Origin of the sequence: Citrobacter sp. wls757, assembly GCF_005280935.1 — a bacterium.
Classification (GTDB): Bacteria; Pseudomonadota; Gammaproteobacteria; order Enterobacterales; family Enterobacteriaceae; genus Citrobacter; species Citrobacter portucalensis.
Map to the genome: position 1 here is coordinate 1 of NZ_SZWU01000072.1, position 22,377 is coordinate 22,377.

Here is a 22,377-nt window from a genome sequence, read left to right on the forward strand (position 1 = left end):
CGGGTATCAGAACCCGCCGCCAATGGAGTATTAATGTGCCGGTGATTTCTGTGCCAGTCGTTCAGGCTCATGCCTGTATTTAAAGAACAATGCAAAGATAACCGCCAGAGCCAGCGCATACGCGGCAAACACCAGCCAGATAGTTTGCCAATCCTTGACGCCATCGACAGAAAAATAGTCCACCGCCATACCACTCAGAATTGATCCCACCCACGCGCCAACGCCGTTTACCATCGTCATAAACAGCCCCTGCGCGCTGGCGCGAATGTTAGAGCTAACCTCCTGCTCGACAAATACCGATCCCGAGATATTGAAGAAATCAAACGCACAGCCATAGACGATCATCGACATCAGCAGCAGCACAAAACCAAACGGCGACGGATCGCCAAAGGCAAAGAAGCCAAAGCGCAGCGTCCATGCCAGCATGCTCATCAGCATCACCGTTTTAATGCCAAAGCGTTTAAGGAAGTACGGAATAGTGAGAATAAAGCCCACCTCCGCCATCTGTGAAACGGAAAGCAATATGGAGGGGTACTTCACCACAAAGCTGTCGGCAAATTCCGGGTTACGGGCAAAATCATGCAGGAACGGATTGCCAAAGACGTTGGTGATTTGCAACACCGCCCCCAGCATCATCGCAAACAAAAAGAAGATTGCCATCTGCGGTTTTTTAAACAGAACAAAGGCGTCCAGACCGAGCCTGCTGGCAAGCGTGGTGTTTGCTTTCTTCTCAGCAACCGGGATTTTCGGCAACGTAAGTGCATACAAAGCCAGCAGCAGCGATGCGCCTGAAGCGATATACAACTGCGCGCTGCTCAGTTCCAGTCCCATCAAACTGACTGTCCACATCGCCACAATAAACCCAATGGTGCCAAATACACGAATTGGCGGGAACGCGGTGACCGGATCCTGACCTGATTGCGCCAGGCACGAGTATGAGACGCTATTCGATAACGCAATCGTCGGCATATACGCCATTGCGTTAACCAGCATCACCCAAAACATGGTCTGCGGATCGGTAACGGTTGTGGCATATAGCAACACGCCCGCACACACCAGATGACAAAGCATATAGGCGCGCTCGGCGCGTAGCCATTTATCGGCAATGATGCCCATAATGCCCGGCATGATAATCGCCGCCAGCCCTTTCGAACTGTAAATCATACCGACGTTCGCGCCGGTAAAATCCAGGGTATTAATCATGTAGGAACCCAGGGTTACCAACCAGCTTCCCCAGATGAAATATTGCAAAAACGACATGAGCTTTAAGCGAGATGCGATACCCATTTTTCCGTTCCTTGCCATAAAGTAAGACCCCGCAAGCGGGGTCATTTTTTAGTTATTCAGGCCAGTTTGCGCAAGAATCCGCAGATCAAATTGATGAAATTCTGCCGGGAGAGTTCCGCCGCTGCCAGCGTCTGCGCGTGAGATAATTTAACATCACCCAGACCTTCCGCCAGGTTGGTGATGGCCGCCACCGCAACCACTTTCAAACCGCAGTGGCGCGCAGAGATAACTTCAGGCACCACCGACATCCCCACCACGTCACCACCGATAATTTGCATCATGCGGATTTCTGCCGCGGTTTCAAAGTTCGGCCCCGGATAAGAGACAAAAACCCCTTCACTCAGCGGGAATCCTTCCTCAGCGGCAACAGTTTGCAGGATCGCACGGTAGTCAGCATCATAGGCATTCGCCAGTGAAAAGAATCGCTCGCCAAAACGCTCATCGTTTGGCCCTACCATCGGCGTACCCGGCATCGTATTGATGTGATCGCTAAGCGCAACGAGGCTACCCGGTCCGACTTCGGGACGCAAAGAGCCTGCAGCATTGGTGCAAAACAGCAGCTCACAGCCCAGCAGCTTCAGCGTACGAATGGCATCCGTCATCACCGTCATACCGCGACCTTCATAGAAATGTCCACGTCCTTTCATACAGGCCACCGGAATTCCCGCCAGATTTCCCAACACCAGTTCACCAGCATGACCGTGTACGGTACTCACCGGGAACCCTGGTAGTTTCTCGTAAGAGATGGCAACCGCATCCTCAATTTGATCCGCCAACGCCCCCAGGCCTGAGCCGAGGATAAAGGCTACGCGCGGCGTAAAATCCGGTTTGTAACCACGAATGATATCAGCGCTATACCAGGGATTTTGCGAGAAAAGAGAGTGGCTCATGAGATGTCCTTAATACTGAGTAATCGAAATAACGTAGCGTACCGCATTGTTATAGCGAGACTACGCAATCGATTACCAATACCGTTTATCCCGATAACCGATAGTAAATCGGTATAGATGGCACGTGCTAAATCGGCCTGAACTCACATTTTTTTTCTGCCAGAAATGGCAAGGAGTACCAACACATCAGGAATTCGTCAGACGAGTGGGCTGACAAAGCCCGCCTTGCAAATGACTGACTAACATTTGTTGATTATTAATAAGCGAAAGCAGGTACAACAACGCACTTTCGCTAATCAATAATTAAAACGGGGGAACTGCTGTTTACTTCTTATAGAGTTCGCTGGTCACTACAGCCTGAGAACCATTGCCTATAGAAGAGAAGTTCTTAATAACAAAGAAATCAGCACCTTCTTTATCTGCCATTTTCGAAATTTTGTGCATACATTGATTCACCGTATTTTCCGTTACGGTGATTGACTTGACATGCTTTAAACTATTGGCTTCTTGTTGCGAGATTTCTGTAGCAGCAAAGGCAGACAGACTGAGAAAACACAAAGAAGCGGCCAATGATGTGACTAATGTCTTTTTCATAACTATCCTCATAACTTTCATATTAATATTTGAGCGTCAAGATATACTCTTCACATAATATTGCAAACAAAAACCCTTCTATTTATAAAATAGACGAATTGACAAACATTGAAGAGTAATGAACATCATATGTATTGTTCAATAGGTTTATTATAGCGGGTTAAATATTTGCATAATAAACGCAGAAAAATAACACTAAATACCCACGAGGCATTTAGTGTTATTTGCAATTAATTACCGGCCACTTCGTTAAGAAGGGTTGTCAGGATGCTAACTGGAGCAACAATATTATGTGCAACACCATAGTCAAACTCCAGAACAGTACTTGCATCCTGATAATCTATATGGGTATCACCATTGTCATCCTGCCAAATAACCACCCGTAGGGGTAACTCTATTGCCGCATGAGGATTTGCTTGCATGGCAGGAGTACCACCCTTTGGGTTACCAAACAGAAATAACATCGTCGGTCGCAGAGCAAGACCTGCTTCAGTTGCCGCTTGCTGTTGATCTACCTGCACAAAAATACGAATATTTTTAGCATTCAATACGCTGACGAGTCTGTTTACAGTATCATCAAAATTGAACTTACTAGGCAGCGTTTTTGTCCGCTCCGGCTTTCTCATCTGTCGTTCCTTTATTTATAGAATATTCATGAAAATACCCGCCAGCGAATGACGGGTATTGATAAATGCTAGCACAGTTATTTAGGCGTCACTTCGACAGAGCCCCAGCTGATACCATTTGGGTTATTGTCTACCGGGAGCGTGTTCACTACCTTACGCTCATTAATGTCAATCATCGAAACAGAGTTTGCAAATGAGTTAGTTACGTAAGCATACTTGCCATTTTTATCGACAACCACGCCATGGGCCCCATCGCCAGTGGTGATGGTTTTCGCTACCGTAAGGCTTGCGATATCAATCATGTTTATTGTGTTACCCGGCTTTCTCTTCGAGCCCTGATTGGTTACCAGCATGCTTTTACCATCCGGAGTGCCAAACAGCTGGATTGGTACGGTACCAACATTAATTTTCTTCACAACTTTACGCGTTGCTGTATCAATCACCGCTACAGCGTCTTCACCAGACAGGGAAACAAACACCCGTTTTCCGTCCGGTGAGAAACCTACCTGGGCTGGCATTTTACCTAATGGGATCTGCGCGACTTCTTTATTACTGGCTGTATCGACAACGGATACCGAGCCCCCTTTCATATTCGCGATATAAACTTCTTTACCGTCAGGACTCACTCTGAGGCCATGAGGGAATTTACCTACATTAATTGTCGTTAAATTTTTCAAATGTTCTGCATCAATCACGCTGATAGTGTTATCTGCACTATTTGAGATATACGCCATTTTCCCATCAGGGGTGACGACAACATGCGCAGGGTGTGCGCCAACCGGAAGTTTTGCAATAACCGTATCATTTTCGGCATTAATAACCCAAACTTCGCCATGTTCCTTTTTGCCTGCATGAGAATCTTTGCCCATATCCATTTTCTCAGAATGGGCATCTTTACTCATATCCATATGTTCAGAGCCTGATGAATGTGTCCCGTTAGCACCAAGGTTGGTTACCCAAACTGTTTTATTGTCTGGTGACACCTGAACGTTATGCGGCATTTTACCAACATGTACTTTATCTACAGTCTTTAAAGACGCAGCATCAAGTACATTAACTGAATCTGCACCTTCATTTGCTACATACACTCGGTCTGCTGCAAACGTATAACCAGACCATGCCAGCATACTAATTTGCATTGCAATTAAAATTTTATTTTTTCTTATCATCGCCGCCAATACCCCATTAGTTAAATATATTTACCGGATTAGTTTCAGCAACCAGCTATTGTAGGATTATTTAACATGTCACTAATATTACTCCATCGGGATCGTGTTAATTCTACCTATAACGAGTTACTGTATAAATTGCTTAGTCATTTCATTAATCAATCGCTATACATCATTGTATTAGATACTGCTATCCGTACTTGCGTATAAAGAGTATCAACCTTCCAGCAAGTGGAAGGTCAAGAAAAAAAGTAATAATTTAAAATAGCCTTACAAATCCGCAAGCTGAGCAATTGCCTAAGAATATCGCAGGAGAATTTATAAATATAAAGAGGTAGTCCGGTGCCGGGTAAAAATATAAAAGTTAACGATCAGTTCATCGATACTGAAAGCCAAAATTAACGACATGACAAACACCAGCCATATCGTTAAAGCTGGTACAAAGGATCCCGTGCCCGACCGGCGGTTAATTCACTGGCCTGCATCCGTACTACGTCCCACAGCGCCTGGGCCGCAGTCGATAAAGAACGATTTTTACGTCGTGCCAGCATCAATTGTCGTTCCACAACCGGCGTCAGGCGTTTAACCTGCAAATGGCTGCCCTGTGGCAGAGGAAGCGCCAGCGCAGGCAGCACGCTGATACCAATCCCCGCCTCAACCATCGGGAAAAGCGTGGCAGGGTGACCTATCTCCTGAACGATATTGGCCTCAATGGAAAAGTGAGCCAGTGCCGCATCGATCAACGGTCGACTGCCGGAAGCGTAATCCTGTAATACCAGGCGCTCATGATATAAATCCTGCCAATTTACCCATTCGCGTTGGGCTAGCGGATGATCCTCTCGACACAACAGCAGGAACGGTTCGGATAACACCGCTTCACACTGTAGATCGGTCACAGCACCTGGATCTATCACAATGCCAAAATCCACCTCGCCCTGACGAATACTCTCCAGCACCCACTGTTGCGGACGATCGTGCAGCACAAAATCGATTGCTGGATAAAGCTGATTACTCTGGGCAATACACTGTGGAATAAGGTGAGCAGATATTGTCTGGCTGGCGGCAACGCGCACCGTTCCGGTTAACTGCGTTCCCACCTGGCCTGCTTCACGCAGCGTGCTGTGCAGTTCATCCAGAATACGTTCCAGTCGCGCCGCCAACTGGTGCCCTGCTTCTGTCAGCACCACTTCCCGCGTTGTTCTATCTAACAACCGCACACCCGTCTGCCCTTCCAGCTCTTTAACGCTGTGGCTGACCGCAGACTGGCTTAAGCCAATGATATCCCCCGCCCGGCTAAAGCTTTTGGCCTGAGCGACGGTAACAAAAATACGGAGCTGACGCAGAGAGTAATTCATCTATTCGATTCATATATGGATGCAATAAATCAATTTTATTTCTCAAACAGAAAAACGCAAAATGTTCCTACCGAATTTCAGGAGCTTTTATGAAACTTTTTCGTATCCTTGATCCGTTCACGATAACGTTGATTACGGTCGTTTTACTGGCGTCCTTTTTCCCGGCCGAGGGTGGCTTTGTGCCTTTCTTTGAAGGCTTAACCACCGCCGCCATTGCCCTACTGTTTTTTATGCACGGGGCGAAGCTTTCGCGTGAAGCCATTATTGCCGGCGGTAGTCACTGGCGTTTACATCTGTGGGTGATGTGCAGCACGTTTGTTGTTTTCCCGGTGCTGGGCGTTCTGTTCGCCTGGTGGGCACCGGTAAATGTTGACCCGATGCTGTACACCGGTTTCCTGTACCTGTGTATTTTGCCGGCCACGGTGCAGTCGGCAATCGCTTTTACGTCGCTGGCGGGGGGTAACGTTGCTGCCGCCGTGTGTTCCGCTTCGGCCTCCAGCCTGCTGGGTATTTTTCTCTCGCCGTTACTGGTTGGCCTGGTAATGAATATGCATGGCGCAGAAGGCAGTCTGGAGCAGGTGGGGAAAATCATGCTGCAGCTGCTGCTGCCGTTCGTACTGGGACATCTTTCACGTCCGTGGATTGGTAACTGGGTGTCCCGACATAAAAAATGGATCGCCAAAACGGACCAATCCTCCATCTTGCTGGTGGTGTACTCCGCCTTCAGTGAAGCCGTGGTTAACGGGATCTGGCACAAAGTGGGGATTGGCTCACTGCTGTTTATCGTGGTGGTCAGCATCGTATTGCTGGCAATCGTGATTGGCATCAACGTCTTTGTTGCGCGGAAATGCGGCTTCAACAAAGCCGATGAGATCACCATTGTCTTTTGTGGATCGAAAAAGAGCCTGGCGAATGGGATCCCAATGGCAAATATTCTGTTCCCGACGTCAGTGATAGGAATGATGGTGCTGCCGTTGATGATCTTCCATCAAATTCAGCTGATGGTGTGTGCCGTGCTGGCACGGCGCTACAAGCAACAAACGGACGCATTGCAGGCGCAGCAGAAAAGCCGCGCCGCAAAGGCTTAGAGCGGGCGTTTCAGGGGCTGCACCAGTTGCGTCAGCCCTTCAGTTTTAATCAGCAACGTGATTTGCATCAGCTCGCCGAGCTTGCCCGGCGGGAATTCATCTTTACGGGCAAACCACAGCAGATACTCTTCCGGTACATCAATCAGCCGACGCCCTTTATATTTGCCAAAGGGCATCACGGTATTGGCGATTTCAACCAGCTGCTCTTTTTCCATCTCAGGCACCCAGTAAGCGGATCATTTCAGCTTCATCGATCACGGCAATACCCAGTTCCTGCGCTTTTGCCAGCTTCGAACCCGCCGCTTCACCGGCAATCACCAGGTCGGTTTTCTTCGATACGCTGCCGGCCACTTTTGCACCCAACTCAGTCAGTCGCGCTTTGGCGTCATCGCGTGACATCAGGCTCAGGCTCCCGGTCAGCACCACCGTTTTCCCCGCGAAGGGGCTGTCGATTTCTTCAGCGTTGATGACCACCGGCGCTGGCCAGTGAATCCCCTGCGCCAGCAGTTGGACGATCACCTCGCGGTTACTCTCTTCAGCAAAGAAATTAAACACATGGGTCGCTACCACAATGCCGACATCCGGCACTTTTTGCAGCTCGTCAATAGAGGCCGCTTCCAGCGCTTCAAGCGTGCCGAAATACGCCGCCAGACCTGCGGCTGTGGCCTCACCGACTTCACGAATGCCCAGCGCGTAGAGGAAACGGGCAAACGTCGTTTCTTTCGCTTTTTCCAGCGCATTCACCACGTTTTGCGCCGATTTCGGCCCCATACGATCGAGTCCGGTCAGCTTGCCTGCCGTCAGAGTGAAGAGATCTGCTGGCGTATGGACATACTCTTTCTCGACCAGTTGATCGATAATTTTGTCGCCCATACCGTCAACATCGAGCGCGCGGCGAGAAACAAAGTGTTTCAACGACTCCTTACGCTGCGCTCCGCAGATTAAACCACCAGTACAGCGAGCGACCGCTTCGCCTTCCACACGTTCAACATCAGACCCGCACACCGGACAATGCTGTGGAAACACAATTTCACGCGTCTCTTCCGGGCGCTCGGAAAGCACCACGTTGACGACCTGCGGGATCACATCGCCCGCCCGGCGAATAACGACTTTATCGCCAATACGCAACCCCAGACGATCGATTTCATCGGCATTATGCAGAGTGGCGTTACTGACCAGAACCCCGGCAACCTGAACCGGCTCAAGACGAGCGACGGGCGTAATCGCCCCGGTACGTCCGACCTGAAACTCAACATCGCGAACAAAGGTCATCTGCTCTTGCGCCGGGAACTTAAAGGCCACCGCCCAGCGCGGCGCGCGGGCAACAAAACCCAGTTGCTCTTGCAATACCATGGAGTTGACTTTGATCACCACACCGTCGATATCGAATCCCAGCGTCGGTCGGTCTTCTTCAACCTTGTGATAGTAAGCAAGTACTTCCTCCGGCGAGTCGCAAAGCGTAACTCTGTCGCTCACCGGCAATCCCCACTCTTTAAATTGCAGTAGACGGCCCAGGTGGGTATCAGGCAACACACCACCTTCCAGCACACCAACGCCATAGCAGAAGAAAGTAAGCGGTCGCTTCGCTGTAATACGCGGATCGAGCTGGCGCAATGACCCGGCCGCTGCGTTACGCGGGTTAGCAAACACTTTGTTACCAGTGCGGCGGGCCTCTTCGTTAATTTTTTCAAATCCGGCCTGCGGCAGGAACACTTCACCGCGCACTTCCAGACGCGTCGGAATGTTATCGCCACGCAGTTTTAACGGGATCGCACGGATGGTACGCACGTTCGAGGTAATATCCTCACCCGTAGTACCATCACCACGCGTTGCGGCACTGACCAGCACACCGTTTTCATACAGGATACTGACCGCCAGCCCGTCCAGCTTCAGTTCGCAGCACCAGGTTAGTTTGTCCGTGCTCTTCAGTCTGTCCTGCACGCGCTTGTTGAAGGCGAGAAAACTCTCTTCATCAAACACGTTATCCAGTGACAGCATTGGCACTTCATGGCGAATCTGGCTGAACGCTGCTAACGGGGCGGCGCCAACACGCTGGGTTGGCGAGTCGGGGGTGATAAGTTCCGGATGCTGCGCTTCCAGCTCGCGCAGTTCACGCATCAGGCGATCGTATTCCGCATCGGGAATTTCCGGCGCATCCATCACATGGTAGAGATACTCATGATGGCGAAGCGTGGTTCGCAGTTCTGTCAGTTGTTGTTCGATTGATTCCATATCGCACCATCAATGATAAAAAACCCCCGACAGGCGGGGGTTTAGCAAGGAGATGTCACGCCAGAGGAGAATCAGGCGTGAGATTCTTTAACTTCGCGGATGCGGTCCTGATACTCGCGCAGTTTCTGCGGCGTCATCATGCGACGTTGATCGTCGAGCACCACACCACCCACTTCATCGGCAATGTGCTGTGCGGACTGCAGCATCAGCTTAAAGTTTTGCAGCTCGTCACCGTAGGACGGAACCTGCATAAAAATAGTCACGCCAGGGGTGCTGAAATCACCCGTCATTTCGGGGTCAAACGTTCCTGGGTTAACCATATTGGCAAGGCTGAACAGCGAAGGACCGCTGCCATCCGGGCTCAAATGACGATGGAAAATATTCATATCGCCAAATTTAAAACCGGCTTGCTGAATGCTGTTGAGCAGCACTTCACCGTTGAGCTCACTACCGTGATGCGCCGCAACGTTCATAATAATGACCGCTTCTTTACGCTGCGGTTTTTCAGCAACAGGCGCTTCTTCAACTACTGGCTCAGGCTGCGGTTGATGTTCAACGGCAGGCTCTGCGGGCTGGAAAGCCTGCGGTGCAGGTTGCGGTGCTTGCTGCACGGGCTGCTGAACCTGCGGAGCAACGGGCTGATGCTGCATCGGCTGCTGCACAGGTTGTTGCTGAACAGGCTGATGTTGCACCGGCTGCTGCGGTTGCACGGGCTGCTGCTGCTGCTGAGCATGCGGCGGCGGTACCGGCGCTTGTGCAGGCTGCGGCGCGGATTGACGCGGCTGAGCAGACGCATAAGGCGGCTGGTACTGGTGTTGCGGCGACTGAGGAGGAACACCATGTTCCTGCGCGTTACCGGGAGCATGATTCACACGATGAACGCGAACTTCGCCCACGCCTTCGTCTTCCTCGACGTTGTCGTCGAACGAATCCTCGTCTTCACGTTTAGACTTCATGCGTTTCAGTGGGCGATCGCGGAATATAGAAGACCGCTCTTTACGGCTAGTCCAAAAACCATGTACCAGTAAAGCGATTATGGCGATCGCGCCAACAATGATTAATATCAGACGCAAATCCTGCATCATTATATTCTCTGTTGTTCTAACACCTTGCCACCACGGCAAACATTTACTCACTAAGAGTATTTGTCGATTACGCCAAGTGCAAGTGCACTCTTGGCTTTCACGGCATAAAGATGAACAAAATTGTGCTTTTTGCTGTTTTTTCGAACATTTCTGAACAGCTTAACGCTCAACAACCCGGTAAGATACGCAAAGTTTACCAGAGCTTATATAACAAGGAGTATGTCCTGACCATGGTTTCATCATCTGCAGTCGTACCTCGCAGCGGCCTTTATTACTTTTCACAGGGATGGAAGCTCATCACCCAACCGGGCATTCGTCGCTTTGTCATCCTGCCTTTGCTGGTGAATATCCTGCTGATGGGCGGCGCATTCTGGTGGCTATTCACACAACTCGATAGCTGGATCCCCGCGCTGATGAGTCACGTCCCTGACTGGCTTCAGTGGCTCAGCTACTTGCTGTGGCCGATTGTCACTATCTCCGTACTACTGGTGTTCGGCTACCTGTTTTCCACCATAGCCAACTGGATTGCCGCGCCGTTTAACGGTCTGCTGGCAGAACAGCTGGAAGCACGCTTAACGGGCGCAACACCGCCTGACACCGGCGTTCTCGGCATCATGAAAGATGTTCCCCGTATTATGAAACGTGAATGGCAAAAGCTGGCGTGGTATCTCCCGCGCGCCGTCGTGTTGCTGATCCTCTATTTCATTCCGGGTATTGGGCAGACCGTCGCCCCGGTGCTGTGGTTCCTGTTCAGCGCGTGGATGCTGGCCATTCAGTACTGCGATTATCCGTTTGATAACCATAAGGTGCCTTTTAAGGAGATGCGCGTCGCGCTGCGCACACGCAAGGTCACCAATATGCAATTTGGCGCATTGACCAGCCTGTTCACCATGATTCCGGTGCTCAATCTGTTCATCATGCCGGTCGCGGTTTGTGGTGCCACGGCGATGTGGGTAGACTGCTATCGTGCTAAGCACGCGTTATGGAAGTAATGCAAAAATGTGTAAAAGCGGGCTGGCTTATGCCCGCTCTTATTCCATACTGCAACGCATTATTTCCTGGTGGCATATAGATATACGAATTCCTTACTTCCCCATACTTTCTCAACAGGTATGCTGAAGCGGTATCCCAATTTCATACAGTTAAGGACAGGCCATGAGTAAGATTTTTGAAGACAACTCGCTGACTATCGGTCATACGCCGCTGGTTCGACTGAACCGTATCGGTAACGGACGCATTCTGGCGAAGGTGGAATCACGCAACCCGAGCTTTAGCGTCAAATGCCGTATCGGTGCCAACATGATTTGGGATGCCGAAAAACGTGGTGTACTGAAACCGGGTGTAGAGCTGGTCGAACCAACCAGCGGCAACACAGGGATTGCGCTGGCCTACGTTGCCGCAGCTCGCGGCTACAAACTGACTCTGACCATGCCTGAAACCATGAGCATTGAGCGCCGCAAGCTCTTAAAAGCGCTGGGAGCGAACCTGGTACTGACCGAAGGCGCAAAAGGTATGAAGGGCGCGATTCAGAAAGCGGAAGAAATTGTGGCCAGCGATCCGGAAAAATTCCTGCTGCTGCAGCAGTTCAGTAACCCGGCAAACCCGGAAATCCACGAAAAAACTACCGGCCCGGAAATCTGGGAAGATACCGATGGCCAGGTTGATGTCTTTATTTCCGGCGTCGGTACCGGCGGTACGTTGACTGGTGTGACCCGTTACATTAAAGGCACTAAAGGCAAAACCGATCTGATCACCGTCGCGGTTGAACCTACCGACTCCCCGGTTATCGCCCAGGCGCTGGCAGGTGAAGAACTCAAACCAGGCCCGCATAAAATTCAGGGCATTGGAGCAGGCTTCATTCCGGGTAACCTTGATCTGAAGCTTATCGATAAAGTCGTTGCCATCACTAATGATGAAGCTATTTCTACTGCGCGTCGTCTGATGGAAGAAGAAGGTATTCTGGCTGGGATCTCTTCCGGTGCTGCGGTTGCTGCCGCGCTTAAGCTCCAGGAAGATGAAACCTTTACCAATAAGAACATAGTGGTTATTCTACCGTCATCGGGTGAGCGTTATCTGAGCACTGCACTGTTTGCCGATCTCTTTACAGAGAAAGAACTGCAACAGTAGTGCCAGCATGTTAAAAACGCGTAAAAAAGCACCCTTTTGGGTGCTTTTTTGTGGCCTGCTTCAAAGTTTCAACTCGCCTGGCATTGATTCAGCCCGCCGGAACTGGTATTTAACCAAACTAATTATTTTGATGCGCGAAATTAATCGTTACAGGAAAAGCGCTAGCTGAATCGATTTTATGATTTGGTTCAACTCTTCCTTTCGCGGCATAATGTTTAATGACGAACGAAACGTCAGCGGCAAGAAGTTGCCAGCAACGGATTGCACCGAACTCCTTTTGTGTCGCGTCCAGTTTACGCCGATGCTAACAATACAGGCTAAAGTTGAGCCGCCAGGCTAGACTTTAGTTCCACAACACTAAACCTATAAGTTGGGGAAATATAATGTTCCAGCAAGAAGTTACCATTACCGCTCCGAACGGTCTGCATACTCGCCCTGCTGCTCAGTTTGTTAAAGAAGCAAAAGGCTTTACTTCTGAAATTACTGTGACTTCCAACGGCAAAAGCGCTAGCGCCAAAAGCCTGTTTAAACTGCAGACTCTGGGCCTGACTCAGGGTACCGTTGTCACCCTGTCCGCAGAAGGTGAAGACGAGCAGAAAGCAGTTGAGCATCTGGTTAAACTGATGGCTGAACTCGAGTAAGTTCAACGAGTTCTTTTAAATATCAGTCACAAGTAAGGTAGGGTTATGATTTCAGGCATTTTAGCATCCCCGGGTATCGCTTTCGGTAAAGCATTGCTGCTGAAAGAAGACGAGATCGTCATTGACCGGAAAAAAATTTCTGCCGACAAGGTTGATCAGGAAGTTGAACGTTTTCTGAGCGGTCGTGCCAAGGCATCTGCGCAACTGGAAGCGATCAAAACCAAAGCTGGTGAAACGTTCGGTGAAGAAAAAGAAGCCATCTTTGAAGGGCATATCATGCTGCTCGAAGATGAGGAGCTGGAGCAGGAAATCATAGCCCTGATTAAAGATAAGCACATGACGGCTGATGCAGCTGCGCATGAAGTTATCGAAGGTCAGGCCACAGCCCTGGAAGAGCTGGATGATGAATACCTGAAAGAACGTGCGGCTGACGTACGTGACATCGGTAAACGCCTGCTGCGTAACATTCTGGGTCTGGCAATTATTGACCTAAGCGCTATCCAGGACGAAGTTATCCTGGTTGCCGCAGACCTGACCCCGTCTGAAACCGCACAGCTGAACCTGAACAAGGTGCTGGGTTTCATCACTGACGCGGGCGGACGTACCTCTCATACCTCTATCATGGCGCGTTCTCTGGAACTGCCTGCCATCGTAGGTACGGGTAGCGTCACCTCTCAGGTGAAAAACGACGACTATCTGATTCTGGATGCCGTAAACAATCAGGTTTACGTCAATCCGACCAACGACGTTATTGAGCAATTGCGTGCCGTTCAGGAGCAGGTTGCAACCGAGAAAGCGGAACTCGCTAAGCTGAAAGATCTGCCGGCTATCACGCTGGACGGACATCAGGTGGAAGTTTGCGCCAACATCGGTACCGTTCGTGACGTTGAAGGCGCCGAGCGTAACGGCGCTGAAGGTGTGGGTCTGTACCGCACCGAATTCCTGTTCATGGACCGTGAGTCGCTGCCAACTGAAGAAGAACAGTTTGCTGCGTATAAAGCCGTTGCTGAAGCCTGTGGCTCTCAGGCGGTCATCGTCCGTACCATGGACATCGGCGGCGATAAAGAACTGCCGTACATGAACTTCCCGAAAGAAGAGAACCCGTTCCTGGGCTGGCGTGCCGTGCGTATCGCCATGGATCGTAAAGAGATCCTGCGTGACCAGGTTCGCGCTATCCTGCGCGCCTCTGCTTTCGGCAAACTGCGTATCATGTTCCCAATGATCATCTCTGTTGAAGAAGTGCGTGCACTGCGCAAAGAGATCGAAATCTACAAACAGGAACTGCGCGACGAAGGTAAAGCATTTGACGAGAGCATTGAGATTGGCGTGATGGTGGAAACACCAGCTGCGGCAACAATTGCGCGTCATTTAGCCAAAGAAGTTGATTTCTTTAGTATCGGCACCAATGATTTAACGCAGTACACCCTGGCAGTTGACCGTGGTAATGATATGATTTCACACCTTTACCAACCGATGTCGCCATCTGTACTGACGCTGATCAAGCAAGTTATTGATGCTTCTCATGCTGAAGGCAAATGGACTGGCATGTGTGGTGAGCTTGCAGGCGACGAACGTGCTACACTTCTGTTGCTGGGGATGGGTCTGGACGAATTCTCTATGAGCGCCATTTCTATCCCGCGCATTAAGAAGATTATCCGTAACACGAACTTCGAAGATGCGAAGGTGTTAGCAGAGCAGGCTCTTGCTCAACCGACAACGGACGAGTTAATGACGCTGGTTAACAAGTTCATTGAAGAAAAAACAATCTGCTAATCCACGAGATGCGGCCCAATTTACTGCTTAGGAGAAGATCATGGGTTTGTTCGATAAACTGAAATCTCTGGTTTCTGATGATAAGAAAGACACCGGAACTATTGAGATCGTTGCTCCGCTCTCTGGCGAGATCGTCAACATCGAAGACGTGCCGGATGTAGTTTTTGCTGAAAAAATCGTTGGTGATGGCATTGCTATCAAACCAACCGGTAACAAAATGGTTGCTCCTGTTGATGGCACCATCGGCAAAATCTTTGAAACCAACCACGCTTTCTCTATCGAATCCGACAGCGGCATTGAGCTGTTTGTTCACTTCGGTATTGATACCGTTGAACTGAAAGGCGAAGGCTTCAAACGCATCGCTGAAGAAGGTCAGCGCGTGAAAGTGGGCGACCCGGTTATTGAATTCGATCTGCCGCTGCTGGAAGAAAAAGCCAAGTCTACACTGACTCCGGTTGTTATCTCCAACATGGACGAAATCAAAGAGCTGATCAAACTGTCCGGTAGCGTGACAGTGGGTGAGACTCCGGTTATCCGCATCAAGAAGTAATTCTTTTTGCAGAGAAAGATGGCGCCATCAGGCGCCATTTTTTTTATCTGATGGATATCAAAACCCTGCCGGATGGCGCTACGCTTATCCGGCCTACAGCAAACTCCGTAACGTAGGCCGGATAAGACGTTCTCGTCGCCATCCGGCATTAAATCTGTGAGGTGACCGGTCGGTAACACGCCTCGCGCATCAGAATCTTCATCCCTTCCGGCCCGCTTTCCAGCATCCGTCGCTCCGAGTCTGCCACTAACAATTCACAGTCGTAGCCACCCGCAATACCAAACATGGCCCGTGCTACACAGATATCTTCCAGCGCTGCTGCCCCGTTGGTGTCAAAATGTCCAACCATACGCCCATTCTGGCGAACTACCAGCCGGTAACTCTTCATCGCGCCTCCCCTGCCGGTGGCAGAATTAATTCATCACAACCGCACAGGTGCGTCCACGTCATCACGTCCAGCCGCTGCGCGGCGTCGTGCGTCGCGGTCGTCAGCGCTTTCCCCAGTACAAGGCCGCTCACCAGCTCTGCACAAAACAGATCGCCAGTCCCCTTCAGATCCGTTTTCACTCGCGGATGGGCTAACACCTCAACCGTTTCAGCCGTCACCACCGCAACGTTAATAATCTCTTCGGTATCCCCCGGCGCGCTGGTTATTACCACCCATTTCAGGGTGTCAGTGAGCAGTGATTGTGCCGCCGTAATGGCTTCATCAAGCGTACGACACGGCTTTCCGCTTAGCATTTGCAGCTCGAACACGTTCGGCGTCAGCCCCTGTGCCAACGGCAGCAGGTGCTGACGATAAGCTTCCGGGATTTCGGCTTTCACATACATGCCGCTATCCGTATCGCCAATCACGGGGTCGACCAAAATGCATAGGTCCGGATGCGTGGCCCGAACGGTTTCCAGCCACTGTGCCAGCAAGGCGATTTGCTCCGCGCTGCCCATGTATCCTGTTGTCACCGCCTTTAGCTCACGCAAGGCATCACGCTCGCTTAAGGCGCGGAGATAGCCGCTAAACCAGTCAGACGGAATAACGCCGCCGTAAAAGGTTTCATAATGCGGGGTATTACTGAACAGCACCGTGGGTACTGCCGTCACGCGTAACCCCTGCGCTTTAATGGCCGGGACGGCGATGCTGTTACCTACGCTGCCATACACCACCTGTGACTGGACAGCGACGATATCGGTCTGTAACGCCCGATTCGTGTCGTCAAAGAGCACTGACTGGATATCACTCTCCTGCTCCATAAATTTCTCCTCTCGCTGGACAGCGGGCCTACGCCTCACTATTATCGTCATATGCTAAAATTCATTTTGTCATAGGTCAATAATGATCGACGGAAAAACCGCTAACGAAATTTTTGACAGTATCCGTCAACATGTCACTACAGGCACGCTGGCAGCAGGCGAAACGTTGCCGCCAGTGCGGGAACTGGCAACGGAATTAAACGTGAACCGTAATACTGTCGCGGCGGCTTACAAACGCCTGGTCACCTCCGGGTTGGCGCAGAGCCTGGGACGCAACGGCACGGTGATTAAGGGGATTACTGCCCCCGTTGCGCTGGAAGGTGGTAATCCGGATACCCCGCTTATCGATCTTTCCGGCGGTAATCCAGCGCCCTCGCGTCTTCCTGACCTGAGTAGTTATTTCGCGAAGATAAATAAGAATCCGCGCTTGTACGGCGATGCCGCTGTGTCACCAGGGCTTAAGGTATGGGCATCACAATGGATGCAAAATGCAATGCCCGGCAAAGGGGAAATTGATATCACCAGCGGCGCCATTGATGCTATCGAACGGCTACTGTGCGCCCATTTACTGCCTGGAGATAGCGTTGTCGTAGAAGATCCATGCTTTTTGAGCAGCATCAACATGCTGCGTTATGCTGGTTTCTCCGCCATTCCGGCCAATGTTGACCACGAAGGCATGCTGCCGGACCAACTGGAACTCGCGCTACAGAAAGGTGCGCGGGCAGTGATTCTGACACCGCGCGCGCATAACCCGACAGGATGCAGCCTGAGCGCTTCACGCGCGGCGCAATTGCAGGAAATCCTGGCCCGCTATCCGCAGACGCTGGTGATCGTCGACGACCACTTTGCGCTGCTATCTGCTTGCCACTGGTATCCGGTGATTGCGAAGGAAACCACGCACTGGGCGATTGTCCGTTCGATGTCCAAAACGTTAGGTCCGGATTTACGCCTGGCCATTGTGGCCAGCGATCCGCTCACTTCAGGGAAGCTACGTTTACGGCTCAACTCCGGCAGTCAGTGGGTCAGCCACCTGCTGCAGGATTTGGCCTGCGCCTGCCTGAGTGACGAGACTTATCAACACACGCTGGCGCAAACTCAGCAGTTTTACGCCGCCCAGCAGCAAACGTTGGCGGCAGCACTGCGGCGACATGGCATTGAGTTGCCCGTTGGTGACGGTCTGAATATGTGGCTACCGCTGGAAAATAACAGCCAGACGATCGCTTTTGCGCTGGCAAAGTCCGGCTGGCTGGTGCGGGAAGGCGAAGTGTTTGGCGTCAATACGCCTGCCCACGGCCTGCGTATTACGCTGTCAACCTTAACTGACAGCGACATTGATAAGCTGGCGGCTGATATTCATCAGGCGCTAAAACGCTAACAGGAGAGAAAAAGTGCGAGTTCATTTTGTTATTCATGAGTCTTTCGAATCTGCTGGCGCGTATCTGCCGTGGGCCGAATCACGCGGCTATAGCGTCAGTTGGTCGCGCGTTTATGCCGGAGAAGCGGTCCCTGCGAACGCCGATGATTTCGATATGTTGGTGGTGTTTGGCGGTCCGCAGTCACCACGAACCACGCTGGCAGAGTGCCCGTACTTTGATTCTCAGGCCGAGCAGCATCTGATCAACCAGGCGATTGCGGCACGTAAAATTGTGGTGGGGATCTGCCTGGGTTCACAGTTAATCGGCGAAGCGCTGGGTGCGAAGGTGTGCCAGAGTCCGGAAAAAGAAATTGGTCACTACCCCATCGTTCTGACCGAAGCCGGTCAACAGCACCCGCTGTTCAGCCATTTCGGCTCACCGCTTACCGTCGGTCACTGGCACAACGACATGCCAGGAATAACCGACCAGGCGACCATTCTTGCTGCCAGCGAAGGCTGCCCACGACAAATCGTGCAATACGGTAATTTCGTCTATGGTTTCCAGTGCCATATGGAGTTCACTGCTGACGCGATTGAAGGATTAATTCAGCACTCAGAGCAAGAGTTGGCTGAAGCTGAAGGGAAACGCTTCATCCGCCCGGTTGAAGAGATGCGCGCCTGGGACTACCAGCAAATGAATGAGAAGCTGTGGCAATTCCTGGATAAGCTGGTGGAAAAACGTAACGATTAATCATCCCTGGCCGGATAAAACATTATCCGGCCATCGTGCCAGGCAGTTACCTGATGGCGCTGCGCCTATCAGGCCAAAAAGTTAAATTCCCAGCCCCTGATTAAAGTGCTCTTCACCAAAGACGCCGGTCGAAAGGTAGCGATCGCCGCGATCGCAGATGATCGCCACAACTACCGCGCCAGGCGTAGCACGTGCAACGCGTAACGCGCCCGCGACCGCGCCGCCAGAGCTGACACCGCAGAAAATTCCTTCACGCACGGCCAGTTCACGCATGGTATTTTCGGCATCATTCTGATGAATATCCAGCACTTCATCCACCAGCGAGGCGTTAAAAATGCCCGGCATATATTCCGCAGGCCAGCGGCGAATTCCCGGAATACTACTGCCCTCTTCCGGCTGCAGGCCAACGATAGTGACCGCTTTTTCTTGCTCACGCAGAAAACGCGACACACCGGTAATGGTGCCTGTCGTTCCCATACTGGAGACAAAGTGGGTAATACGACCTGACGTCTGCTGCCAGATTTCCGGTCCGGTGGTAGTGTAATGCGCGTACGGGTTATCCGGATTATTAAACTGATCCAGCAGCTTGCCTTCTCCACGCTGCGCCATCTCAAGGGCTAAATCGCGCGCGCCTTCCATCCCCTGCTCTTTGGTGACCAGAATCAGCTCGGCACCATAGGCGCGCATCGCCGCACGGCGCTCCTGGCTCATGTTGTCTGGCATCAGCAGCTTCATGCGATAGCCCTTCAGCGCGGCGATCATTGCCAGCGCAATTCCGGTATTACCGCTGGTCGCCTCAATCAGCACGTCGCCTGGCTTAATTTCTCCGCGTTTTTCCGCTTCGACGATCATCGACAACGCGGCGCGGTCTTTCACCGAACCTGCGGGATTATTGCCTTCCAGCTTGACCCAAATTTCACTACCGTTATCCGGCGCCAGACGTTGTAATTTCACCAGAGGTGTATTGCCAATTGTTTGTTCTAATGTGTTCACGTTTTCAGCTCAATAAAAATGCCGGGTGGCGCTGTACTTACCCGGCCTACAGGTCATGCTGCACCTGGTAAGCCCGGTAAGCGCAGCGCCACCGGATGATAACTATACGAATTAACCTATCAGGCGCTTTGCGCCAGGGCAAGTTCCTCTTCCCGCGTTTCAATACGCTGGTCGCCGTTATACAGGCGCGCATTTTGCAGCCCGACAAACAGACGTTCGCCGCGGCCAGGGGAATCATCGCCCTGCATGACTACCGTCAACGGTTCGTTATACCACCCCAGGGGTTGCACAACCAATTGGGTGTAGTGTCCTTTCGGGCTGGCTTCCAGCACTTGTACCGGCAACGGCGAATCCAGGCTGGTACGACGGCTCACGTCCACTTCCCACGGGCGCAGGAACAGATCAACCGGTCCCTGATAGCCAGGCGTATAACCCAGCGGCCAGCGGTGTGCGCCCACATGGAATTGGCCGCCACGAATCGTCCCCTGCAGGCGGTTAACCTCACCCATAAATTCCAGGACGAAACGAGTAGCCGGTTCGCGCCATACCTGATCCGGCGCATCAGCCTGTTCGATATGACCCTGACTCATCACCACCACGCGGTCTGCGACTTCCATTGCTTCTTCCTGATCGTGGGTAACAAACACGCTGGTAAATTTCAGCTCTTCATGCAGCTGGCGCAGCCATCGACGCAGCTCTTTGCGCACCTGCGCATCAAGCGCGCCAAACGGTTCGTCGAGCAGCAGGATCTGTGGCTCTACCGCCAGCGCACGCGCCAACGCCACGCGCTGTTTTTGGCCGCCGGAGAGCTGTGCCGGAAAACGGTCCGCCAGATGAGCCAGTTGAACCATTTCCAGCAGTTTGGTCACTTTTGCTTTGATGGCCGCCGCATTCGGGCGCTCACGCCGTGGCAGGACCGTCAGACCAAACGCGATATTGTCGAAAACGGTCATATGGCGAAACAGCGCATAGTGCTGGAACACGAACCCCACCTTACGGTCGCGGGCGTGCAATCGGCTGACGTCGGTACCGTGAAAACGGATATGCCCGCTGGACTGATGCTCCAGCCCGGCAATAATGCGCAGCAGCGTGGTTTTGCCCGAGCCGGATGGCCCCAGCAGCGCGACCATCTGACCTGAAGGAATATCCAGCGAGATATCGTTCAGCACCTGGGTGCGACCAAAAGACTTCTTAATATTGGCAATCTCAATGCTCATGATTTTCCTCCTGCTGCGCGCGTTTTTCCTGGTTCTCCAGACGCCATTGCAACATGCTCTTCAAAAACAGGGTAATAATCGCCATCAGCGTTAATAGCGCCGCGGCGGTAAAGGAGCCGACCGTGTTGTAGTCCTGCTCCAGTAATTCAATCTGTAGCGGCAGCGATAAGGTTTCGCCGCGAATCGAGCCGGAAACCACTGACACCGCGCCAAACTCACCAATCGCACGGGCGTTGGTCAACACCACACCGTACAGCAATGCCCAACGGATATTCGGCAGCGTAACGCGGCGGAACATCTGCCAGCCGGATGCACCCAGCAACACAGCCGCTTCATCTTCATTGCTGCCCTGGCTTAACATCACCGGCACCAGCTCACGCACCACAAACGGACAGGTCACGAACACTGTCACCAGCACCATCCCCGGCCAGGCAAACATAATTTGCAGGTTATGCTCATCCAGCCACCCACCAAGCGGGCCGTTAGAGCCGTAAAACAGCAGATAGACCAGACCGGCGACCACCGGCGAGACAGCAAATGGAATATCCAGTAACGTTAGTAGTAGTTGGCGTCCTGGGAAGTTAAAACGGGTCACCAGCCAGGCCAGCAACACACCAAACACCAGGTTCACCGGGACCGCAATCAGCGCAATCAGCACCGTCAGCCAGATGGCATGCAGCATGTCCGGATCCGCCAGGTTCTGTAATACCGGCATTAATCCCTTGCTGAACGCCTGCACGAAGATGTAAATCATCGGCACCAGCAAAATAAACGCGGAGACCAGCATGCCCGTGCCGATCAGAAACCATTTCCCCCAGTTGATGCGGGGTGCGCCATAGCGTTTCAATTGGGTAATGTCTGCCATCAGTGACCTACCACACGTCGACCAAAGCGACTTTGCAGAGTGTTAATTGAAAACAGCAGCAACAACGAAGCCCCGAGGATCACAGAAGCAATCGCGCTGGCGGCCGGGTAGTCAAACTCCTGCAAGCGAACAAAAATCATCAGCGAGGTCACTTCCGTCTTCCATGCGATGTTTCCGGCGATAAAAATAACCGCGCCAAACTCACCGAGGCTGCGGGTAAACGACAGCGCAACGCCCGCCACCAGCGCAGGAGACAGCTCCGGCAGCACTACTTTACGGAAACTTTGCCAGCGCGTAGCACCGAGCGTTTCAGCTGCTTCTTCATATTCCGGGCCTAACTCTTCCAGTACCGGTTGCACGGTACGCACCACAAACGGAATGCTGGTAAAGGCCATCGCTACCGCGATACCGAGCCAGGTGTAGGTCACCTTGATATCCAGCTTCGCCAGCCACTCGCCGTAGAAGCCATTAACCGAAAACAGTGACGCCAGCGTCAGACCTGCCACCGCCGTAGGCAGTGCGAACGGCAGGG

23 protein-coding genes are annotated in these 22,377 nt (G+C 51.8%); 8 read left to right on the forward strand and 15 right to left on the reverse strand.

The genetic code is table 11. The features are described from left to right. Positions 1-30: 30 nt before the first annotated feature. From FDW94_RS19660 to FDW94_RS19685, 6 genes are all read right to left on the reverse strand, one after another. Positions 31-1,287 (reverse strand): nucleoside permease, encoded by a 1,257-nt coding sequence (locus FDW94_RS19660; protein ID WP_125363153.1) that lies wholly within the window; start codon positions 1,285-1,287, stop codon positions 31-33. A 56-nt stretch (positions 1,288-1,343) separates the two neighbouring features. After that, the gene (xapA, locus tag FDW94_RS19665; protein ID WP_008785395.1) at positions 1,344-2,177 is read right to left on the reverse strand and encodes a xanthosine phosphorylase; all 834 of its coding nucleotides are present in this window, start codon (positions 2,175-2,177) and stop codon (positions 1,344-1,346) included. A 324-nt stretch (positions 2,178-2,501) separates the two neighbouring features. Then, the gene (locus FDW94_RS19670; RefSeq protein WP_008785396.1) at positions 2,502-2,771 is read right to left on the reverse strand and encodes a YdgH/BhsA/McbA-like domain containing protein; all 270 of its coding nucleotides are present in this window, start codon (positions 2,769-2,771) and stop codon (positions 2,502-2,504) included. A 230-nt stretch (positions 2,772-3,001) separates the two neighbouring features. Beyond that, a complete protein-coding gene (locus FDW94_RS19675) occupies positions 3,002-3,397 on the reverse strand; it encodes a DUF302 domain-containing protein (protein ID WP_032944134.1) in 396 nt (131 codons plus the stop codon). Positions 3,398-3,474: 77 nt separating this feature from the next. Next, entirely contained in the window at positions 3,475-4,566 is a 1,092-nt protein-coding gene (locus FDW94_RS19680; protein ID WP_137378129.1) for a beta-propeller fold lactonase family protein, read from the reverse strand. Positions 4,567-4,994: 428 nt separating this feature from the next. Then, complete coding sequence (locus FDW94_RS19685) at positions 4,995-5,921, reverse strand: LysR family transcriptional regulator (RefSeq protein ID WP_003834913.1); 927 nt, start codon at positions 5,919-5,921, stop codon at positions 4,995-4,997. Between the two features lie 89 nt (positions 5,922-6,010). On the opposite strand from FDW94_RS19685, the gene FDW94_RS19690 reads away from it, so the two are divergent. Next, the gene (locus FDW94_RS19690) at positions 6,011-7,009 is read left to right on the forward strand and encodes a bile acid:sodium symporter family protein (RefSeq protein ID WP_003038103.1); all 999 of its coding nucleotides are present in this window, start codon (positions 6,011-6,013) and stop codon (positions 7,007-7,009) included. On the opposite strand, the gene FDW94_RS19695 is transcribed toward FDW94_RS19690, so the two are convergent. The 3 genes from FDW94_RS19695 to zipA all read right to left on the reverse strand — a co-directional run bounded on the left by FDW94_RS19695 (position 7,006) and on the right by zipA (position 10,326). Next, positions 7,006-7,224, reverse strand: coding sequence for a DUF3820 family protein (locus FDW94_RS19695; RefSeq protein ID WP_003038102.1), 219 nt, complete (start codon positions 7,222-7,224; stop codon positions 7,006-7,008). The genes FDW94_RS19690 and FDW94_RS19695 overlap by 4 nt on opposite strands. A gap of 1 nt (position 7,225) precedes the next feature. Further along, complete coding sequence (gene ligA, locus FDW94_RS19700; protein ID WP_137378130.1) at positions 7,226-9,241, reverse strand: NAD-dependent DNA ligase LigA; 2,016 nt, start codon at positions 9,239-9,241, stop codon at positions 7,226-7,228. A gap of 71 nt (positions 9,242-9,312) precedes the next feature. Then, positions 9,313-10,326 carry a cell division protein ZipA gene (gene zipA, locus FDW94_RS19705; RefSeq protein WP_137378131.1) on the reverse strand — a complete coding sequence of 338 codons (1,014 nt, stop codon included), beginning with the start codon at positions 10,324-10,326 and terminating at the stop codon, positions 9,313-9,315. 230 nt (positions 10,327-10,556) lie between these two features. On the opposite strand from zipA, the gene cysZ reads away from it, so the two are divergent. From cysZ to crr, 5 genes are all read left to right on the forward strand, one after another. Then, on the forward strand, positions 10,557-11,318 hold the full coding sequence (gene cysZ, locus FDW94_RS19710) for a sulfate transporter CysZ (RefSeq protein ID WP_057066948.1): 762 nt from the start codon (positions 10,557-10,559) through the stop codon (positions 11,316-11,318). Between the two features lie 163 nt (positions 11,319-11,481). Beyond that, complete coding sequence (gene cysK, locus FDW94_RS19715) at positions 11,482-12,453, forward strand: cysteine synthase A (protein WP_003038091.1); 972 nt, start codon at positions 11,482-11,484, stop codon at positions 12,451-12,453. A gap of 383 nt (positions 12,454-12,836) precedes the next feature. After that, positions 12,837-13,094 carry a phosphocarrier protein Hpr gene (gene ptsH, locus FDW94_RS19720; RefSeq protein ID WP_002913505.1) on the forward strand — a complete coding sequence of 86 codons (258 nt, stop codon included), beginning with the start codon at positions 12,837-12,839 and terminating at the stop codon, positions 13,092-13,094. A gap of 45 nt (positions 13,095-13,139) precedes the next feature. Then, positions 13,140-14,867 (forward strand): phosphoenolpyruvate-protein phosphotransferase PtsI, encoded by a 1,728-nt coding sequence (ptsI, locus tag FDW94_RS19725; protein ID WP_008785405.1) that lies wholly within the window; start codon positions 13,140-13,142, stop codon positions 14,865-14,867. A 40-nt stretch (positions 14,868-14,907) separates the two neighbouring features. Next, positions 14,908-15,417 (forward strand): PTS glucose transporter subunit IIA, encoded by a 510-nt coding sequence (gene crr, locus FDW94_RS19730; RefSeq protein WP_000522253.1) that lies wholly within the window; start codon positions 14,908-14,910, stop codon positions 15,415-15,417. Between the two features lie 148 nt (positions 15,418-15,565). Here the strand turns inward: crr and FDW94_RS19735 are convergent, their stop codons facing one another. Next, positions 15,566-15,805, reverse strand: a complete 240-nt coding sequence (locus FDW94_RS19735) for a hypothetical protein (protein ID WP_008785406.1) — start codon at positions 15,803-15,805, stop codon at positions 15,566-15,568. Next, entirely contained in the window at positions 15,802-16,665 is an 864-nt protein-coding gene (gene pdxK / locus FDW94_RS19740) for a pyridoxine/pyridoxal/pyridoxamine kinase (RefSeq protein ID WP_137378132.1), read from the reverse strand. Before pdxK ends, FDW94_RS19735 begins: the two co-directional genes overlap by 4 nt. Positions 16,666-16,747: 82 nt before the next feature. On the opposite strand from pdxK, the gene ptsJ reads away from it, so the two are divergent. Together ptsJ and FDW94_RS19750 are read left to right on the forward strand one after the other, a co-directional pair. After that, positions 16,748-18,040 carry a transcriptional regulator PtsJ gene (ptsJ, locus tag FDW94_RS19745; protein ID WP_137378133.1) on the forward strand — a complete coding sequence of 431 codons (1,293 nt, stop codon included), beginning with the start codon at positions 16,748-16,750 and terminating at the stop codon, positions 18,038-18,040. Positions 18,041-18,053: 13 nt separating this feature from the next. Further along, positions 18,054-18,770, forward strand: a complete 717-nt coding sequence (locus FDW94_RS19750; RefSeq protein ID WP_048215811.1) for a type 1 glutamine amidotransferase — start codon at positions 18,054-18,056, stop codon at positions 18,768-18,770. Between the two features lie 81 nt (positions 18,771-18,851). Here the strand turns inward: FDW94_RS19750 and cysM are convergent, their stop codons facing one another. From cysM to cysT, 4 genes are all read right to left on the reverse strand, one after another. Further along, positions 18,852-19,763 (reverse strand): cysteine synthase CysM, encoded by a 912-nt coding sequence (cysM, locus tag FDW94_RS19755; RefSeq protein ID WP_003835014.1) that lies wholly within the window; start codon positions 19,761-19,763, stop codon positions 18,852-18,854. A 119-nt stretch (positions 19,764-19,882) separates the two neighbouring features. Then, a complete protein-coding gene (cysA, locus tag FDW94_RS19760) occupies positions 19,883-20,980 on the reverse strand; it encodes a sulfate/thiosulfate ABC transporter ATP-binding protein CysA (protein WP_137378134.1) in 1,098 nt (365 codons plus the stop codon). Further along, positions 20,970-21,845, reverse strand: a complete 876-nt coding sequence (gene cysW, locus FDW94_RS19765; protein WP_003038064.1) for a sulfate/thiosulfate ABC transporter permease CysW — start codon at positions 21,843-21,845, stop codon at positions 20,970-20,972. Before cysW ends, cysA begins: the two co-directional genes overlap by 11 nt. After that, on the reverse strand, positions 21,845-22,377 hold a 533-nt coding region (gene cysT / locus FDW94_RS19770; RefSeq protein WP_137378150.1), incomplete at its 5' end, for a sulfate ABC transporter permease subunit CysT. The genes cysW and cysT, both read right to left, overlap by 1 nt.

Excerpts from the sequence above, each read along its gene's own strand:
- cysZ (WP_057066948.1), top strand. The coding sequence starts at position 10,557 with ATGGTTTCATCATCTGCAGTCGTACCTCGCAGCGGCCTTTATTACTTT.
- FDW94_RS19695 (WP_003038102.1), bottom strand. The coding sequence starts at position 7,224 with ATGGAAAAAGAGCAGCTGGTTGAAATCGCCAATACCGTGATGCCCTTT.
- FDW94_RS19685 (WP_003834913.1), bottom strand. The coding sequence starts at position 5,921 with ATGAATTACTCTCTGCGTCAGCTCCGTATTTTTGTTACCGTCGCTCAG.
- FDW94_RS19735 (WP_008785406.1), bottom strand. The coding sequence starts at position 15,805 with ATGAAGAGTTACCGGCTGGTAGTTCGCCAGAATGGGCGTATGGTTGGA.
- ptsH (WP_002913505.1), top strand. The coding sequence starts at position 12,837 with ATGTTCCAGCAAGAAGTTACCATTACCGCTCCGAACGGTCTGCATACT.
- FDW94_RS19680 (WP_137378129.1), bottom strand. The coding sequence starts at position 4,566 with ATGATAAGAAAAAATAAAATTTTAATTGCAATGCAAATTAGTATGCTG.
- pdxK (WP_137378132.1), bottom strand. The coding sequence starts at position 16,665 with ATGGAGCAGGAGAGTGATATCCAGTCAGTGCTCTTTGACGACACGAAT.
- zipA (WP_137378131.1), bottom strand. The coding sequence starts at position 10,326 with ATGATGCAGGATTTGCGTCTGATATTAATCATTGTTGGCGCGATCGCC.
- crr (WP_000522253.1), top strand. The coding sequence starts at position 14,908 with ATGGGTTTGTTCGATAAACTGAAATCTCTGGTTTCTGATGATAAGAAA.
- cysK (WP_003038091.1), top strand. The coding sequence starts at position 11,482 with ATGAGTAAGATTTTTGAAGACAACTCGCTGACTATCGGTCATACGCCG.
- cysA (WP_137378134.1), bottom strand. The coding sequence starts at position 20,980 with ATGAGCATTGAGATTGCCAATATTAAGAAGTCTTTTGGTCGCACCCAG.
- FDW94_RS19660 (WP_125363153.1), bottom strand. The coding sequence starts at position 1,287 with ATGGGTATCGCATCTCGCTTAAAGCTCATGTCGTTTTTGCAATATTTC.
- ptsI (WP_008785405.1), top strand. The coding sequence starts at position 13,140 with ATGATTTCAGGCATTTTAGCATCCCCGGGTATCGCTTTCGGTAAAGCA.
- FDW94_RS19690 (WP_003038103.1), top strand. The coding sequence starts at position 6,011 with ATGAAACTTTTTCGTATCCTTGATCCGTTCACGATAACGTTGATTACG.
- ptsJ (WP_137378133.1), top strand. The coding sequence starts at position 16,748 with ATGATCGACGGAAAAACCGCTAACGAAATTTTTGACAGTATCCGTCAA.
- FDW94_RS19675 (WP_032944134.1), bottom strand. The coding sequence starts at position 3,397 with ATGAGAAAGCCGGAGCGGACAAAAACGCTGCCTAGTAAGTTCAATTTT.
- ligA (WP_137378130.1), bottom strand. The coding sequence starts at position 9,241 with ATGGAATCAATCGAACAACAACTGACAGAACTGCGAACCACGCTTCGC.
- xapA (WP_008785395.1), bottom strand. The coding sequence starts at position 2,177 with ATGAGCCACTCTCTTTTCTCGCAAAATCCCTGGTATAGCGCTGATATC.
- cysW (WP_003038064.1), bottom strand. The coding sequence starts at position 21,845 with ATGGCAGACATTACCCAATTGAAACGCTATGGCGCACCCCGCATCAAC.
- FDW94_RS19670 (WP_008785396.1), bottom strand. The coding sequence starts at position 2,771 with ATGAAAAAGACATTAGTCACATCATTGGCCGCTTCTTTGTGTTTTCTC.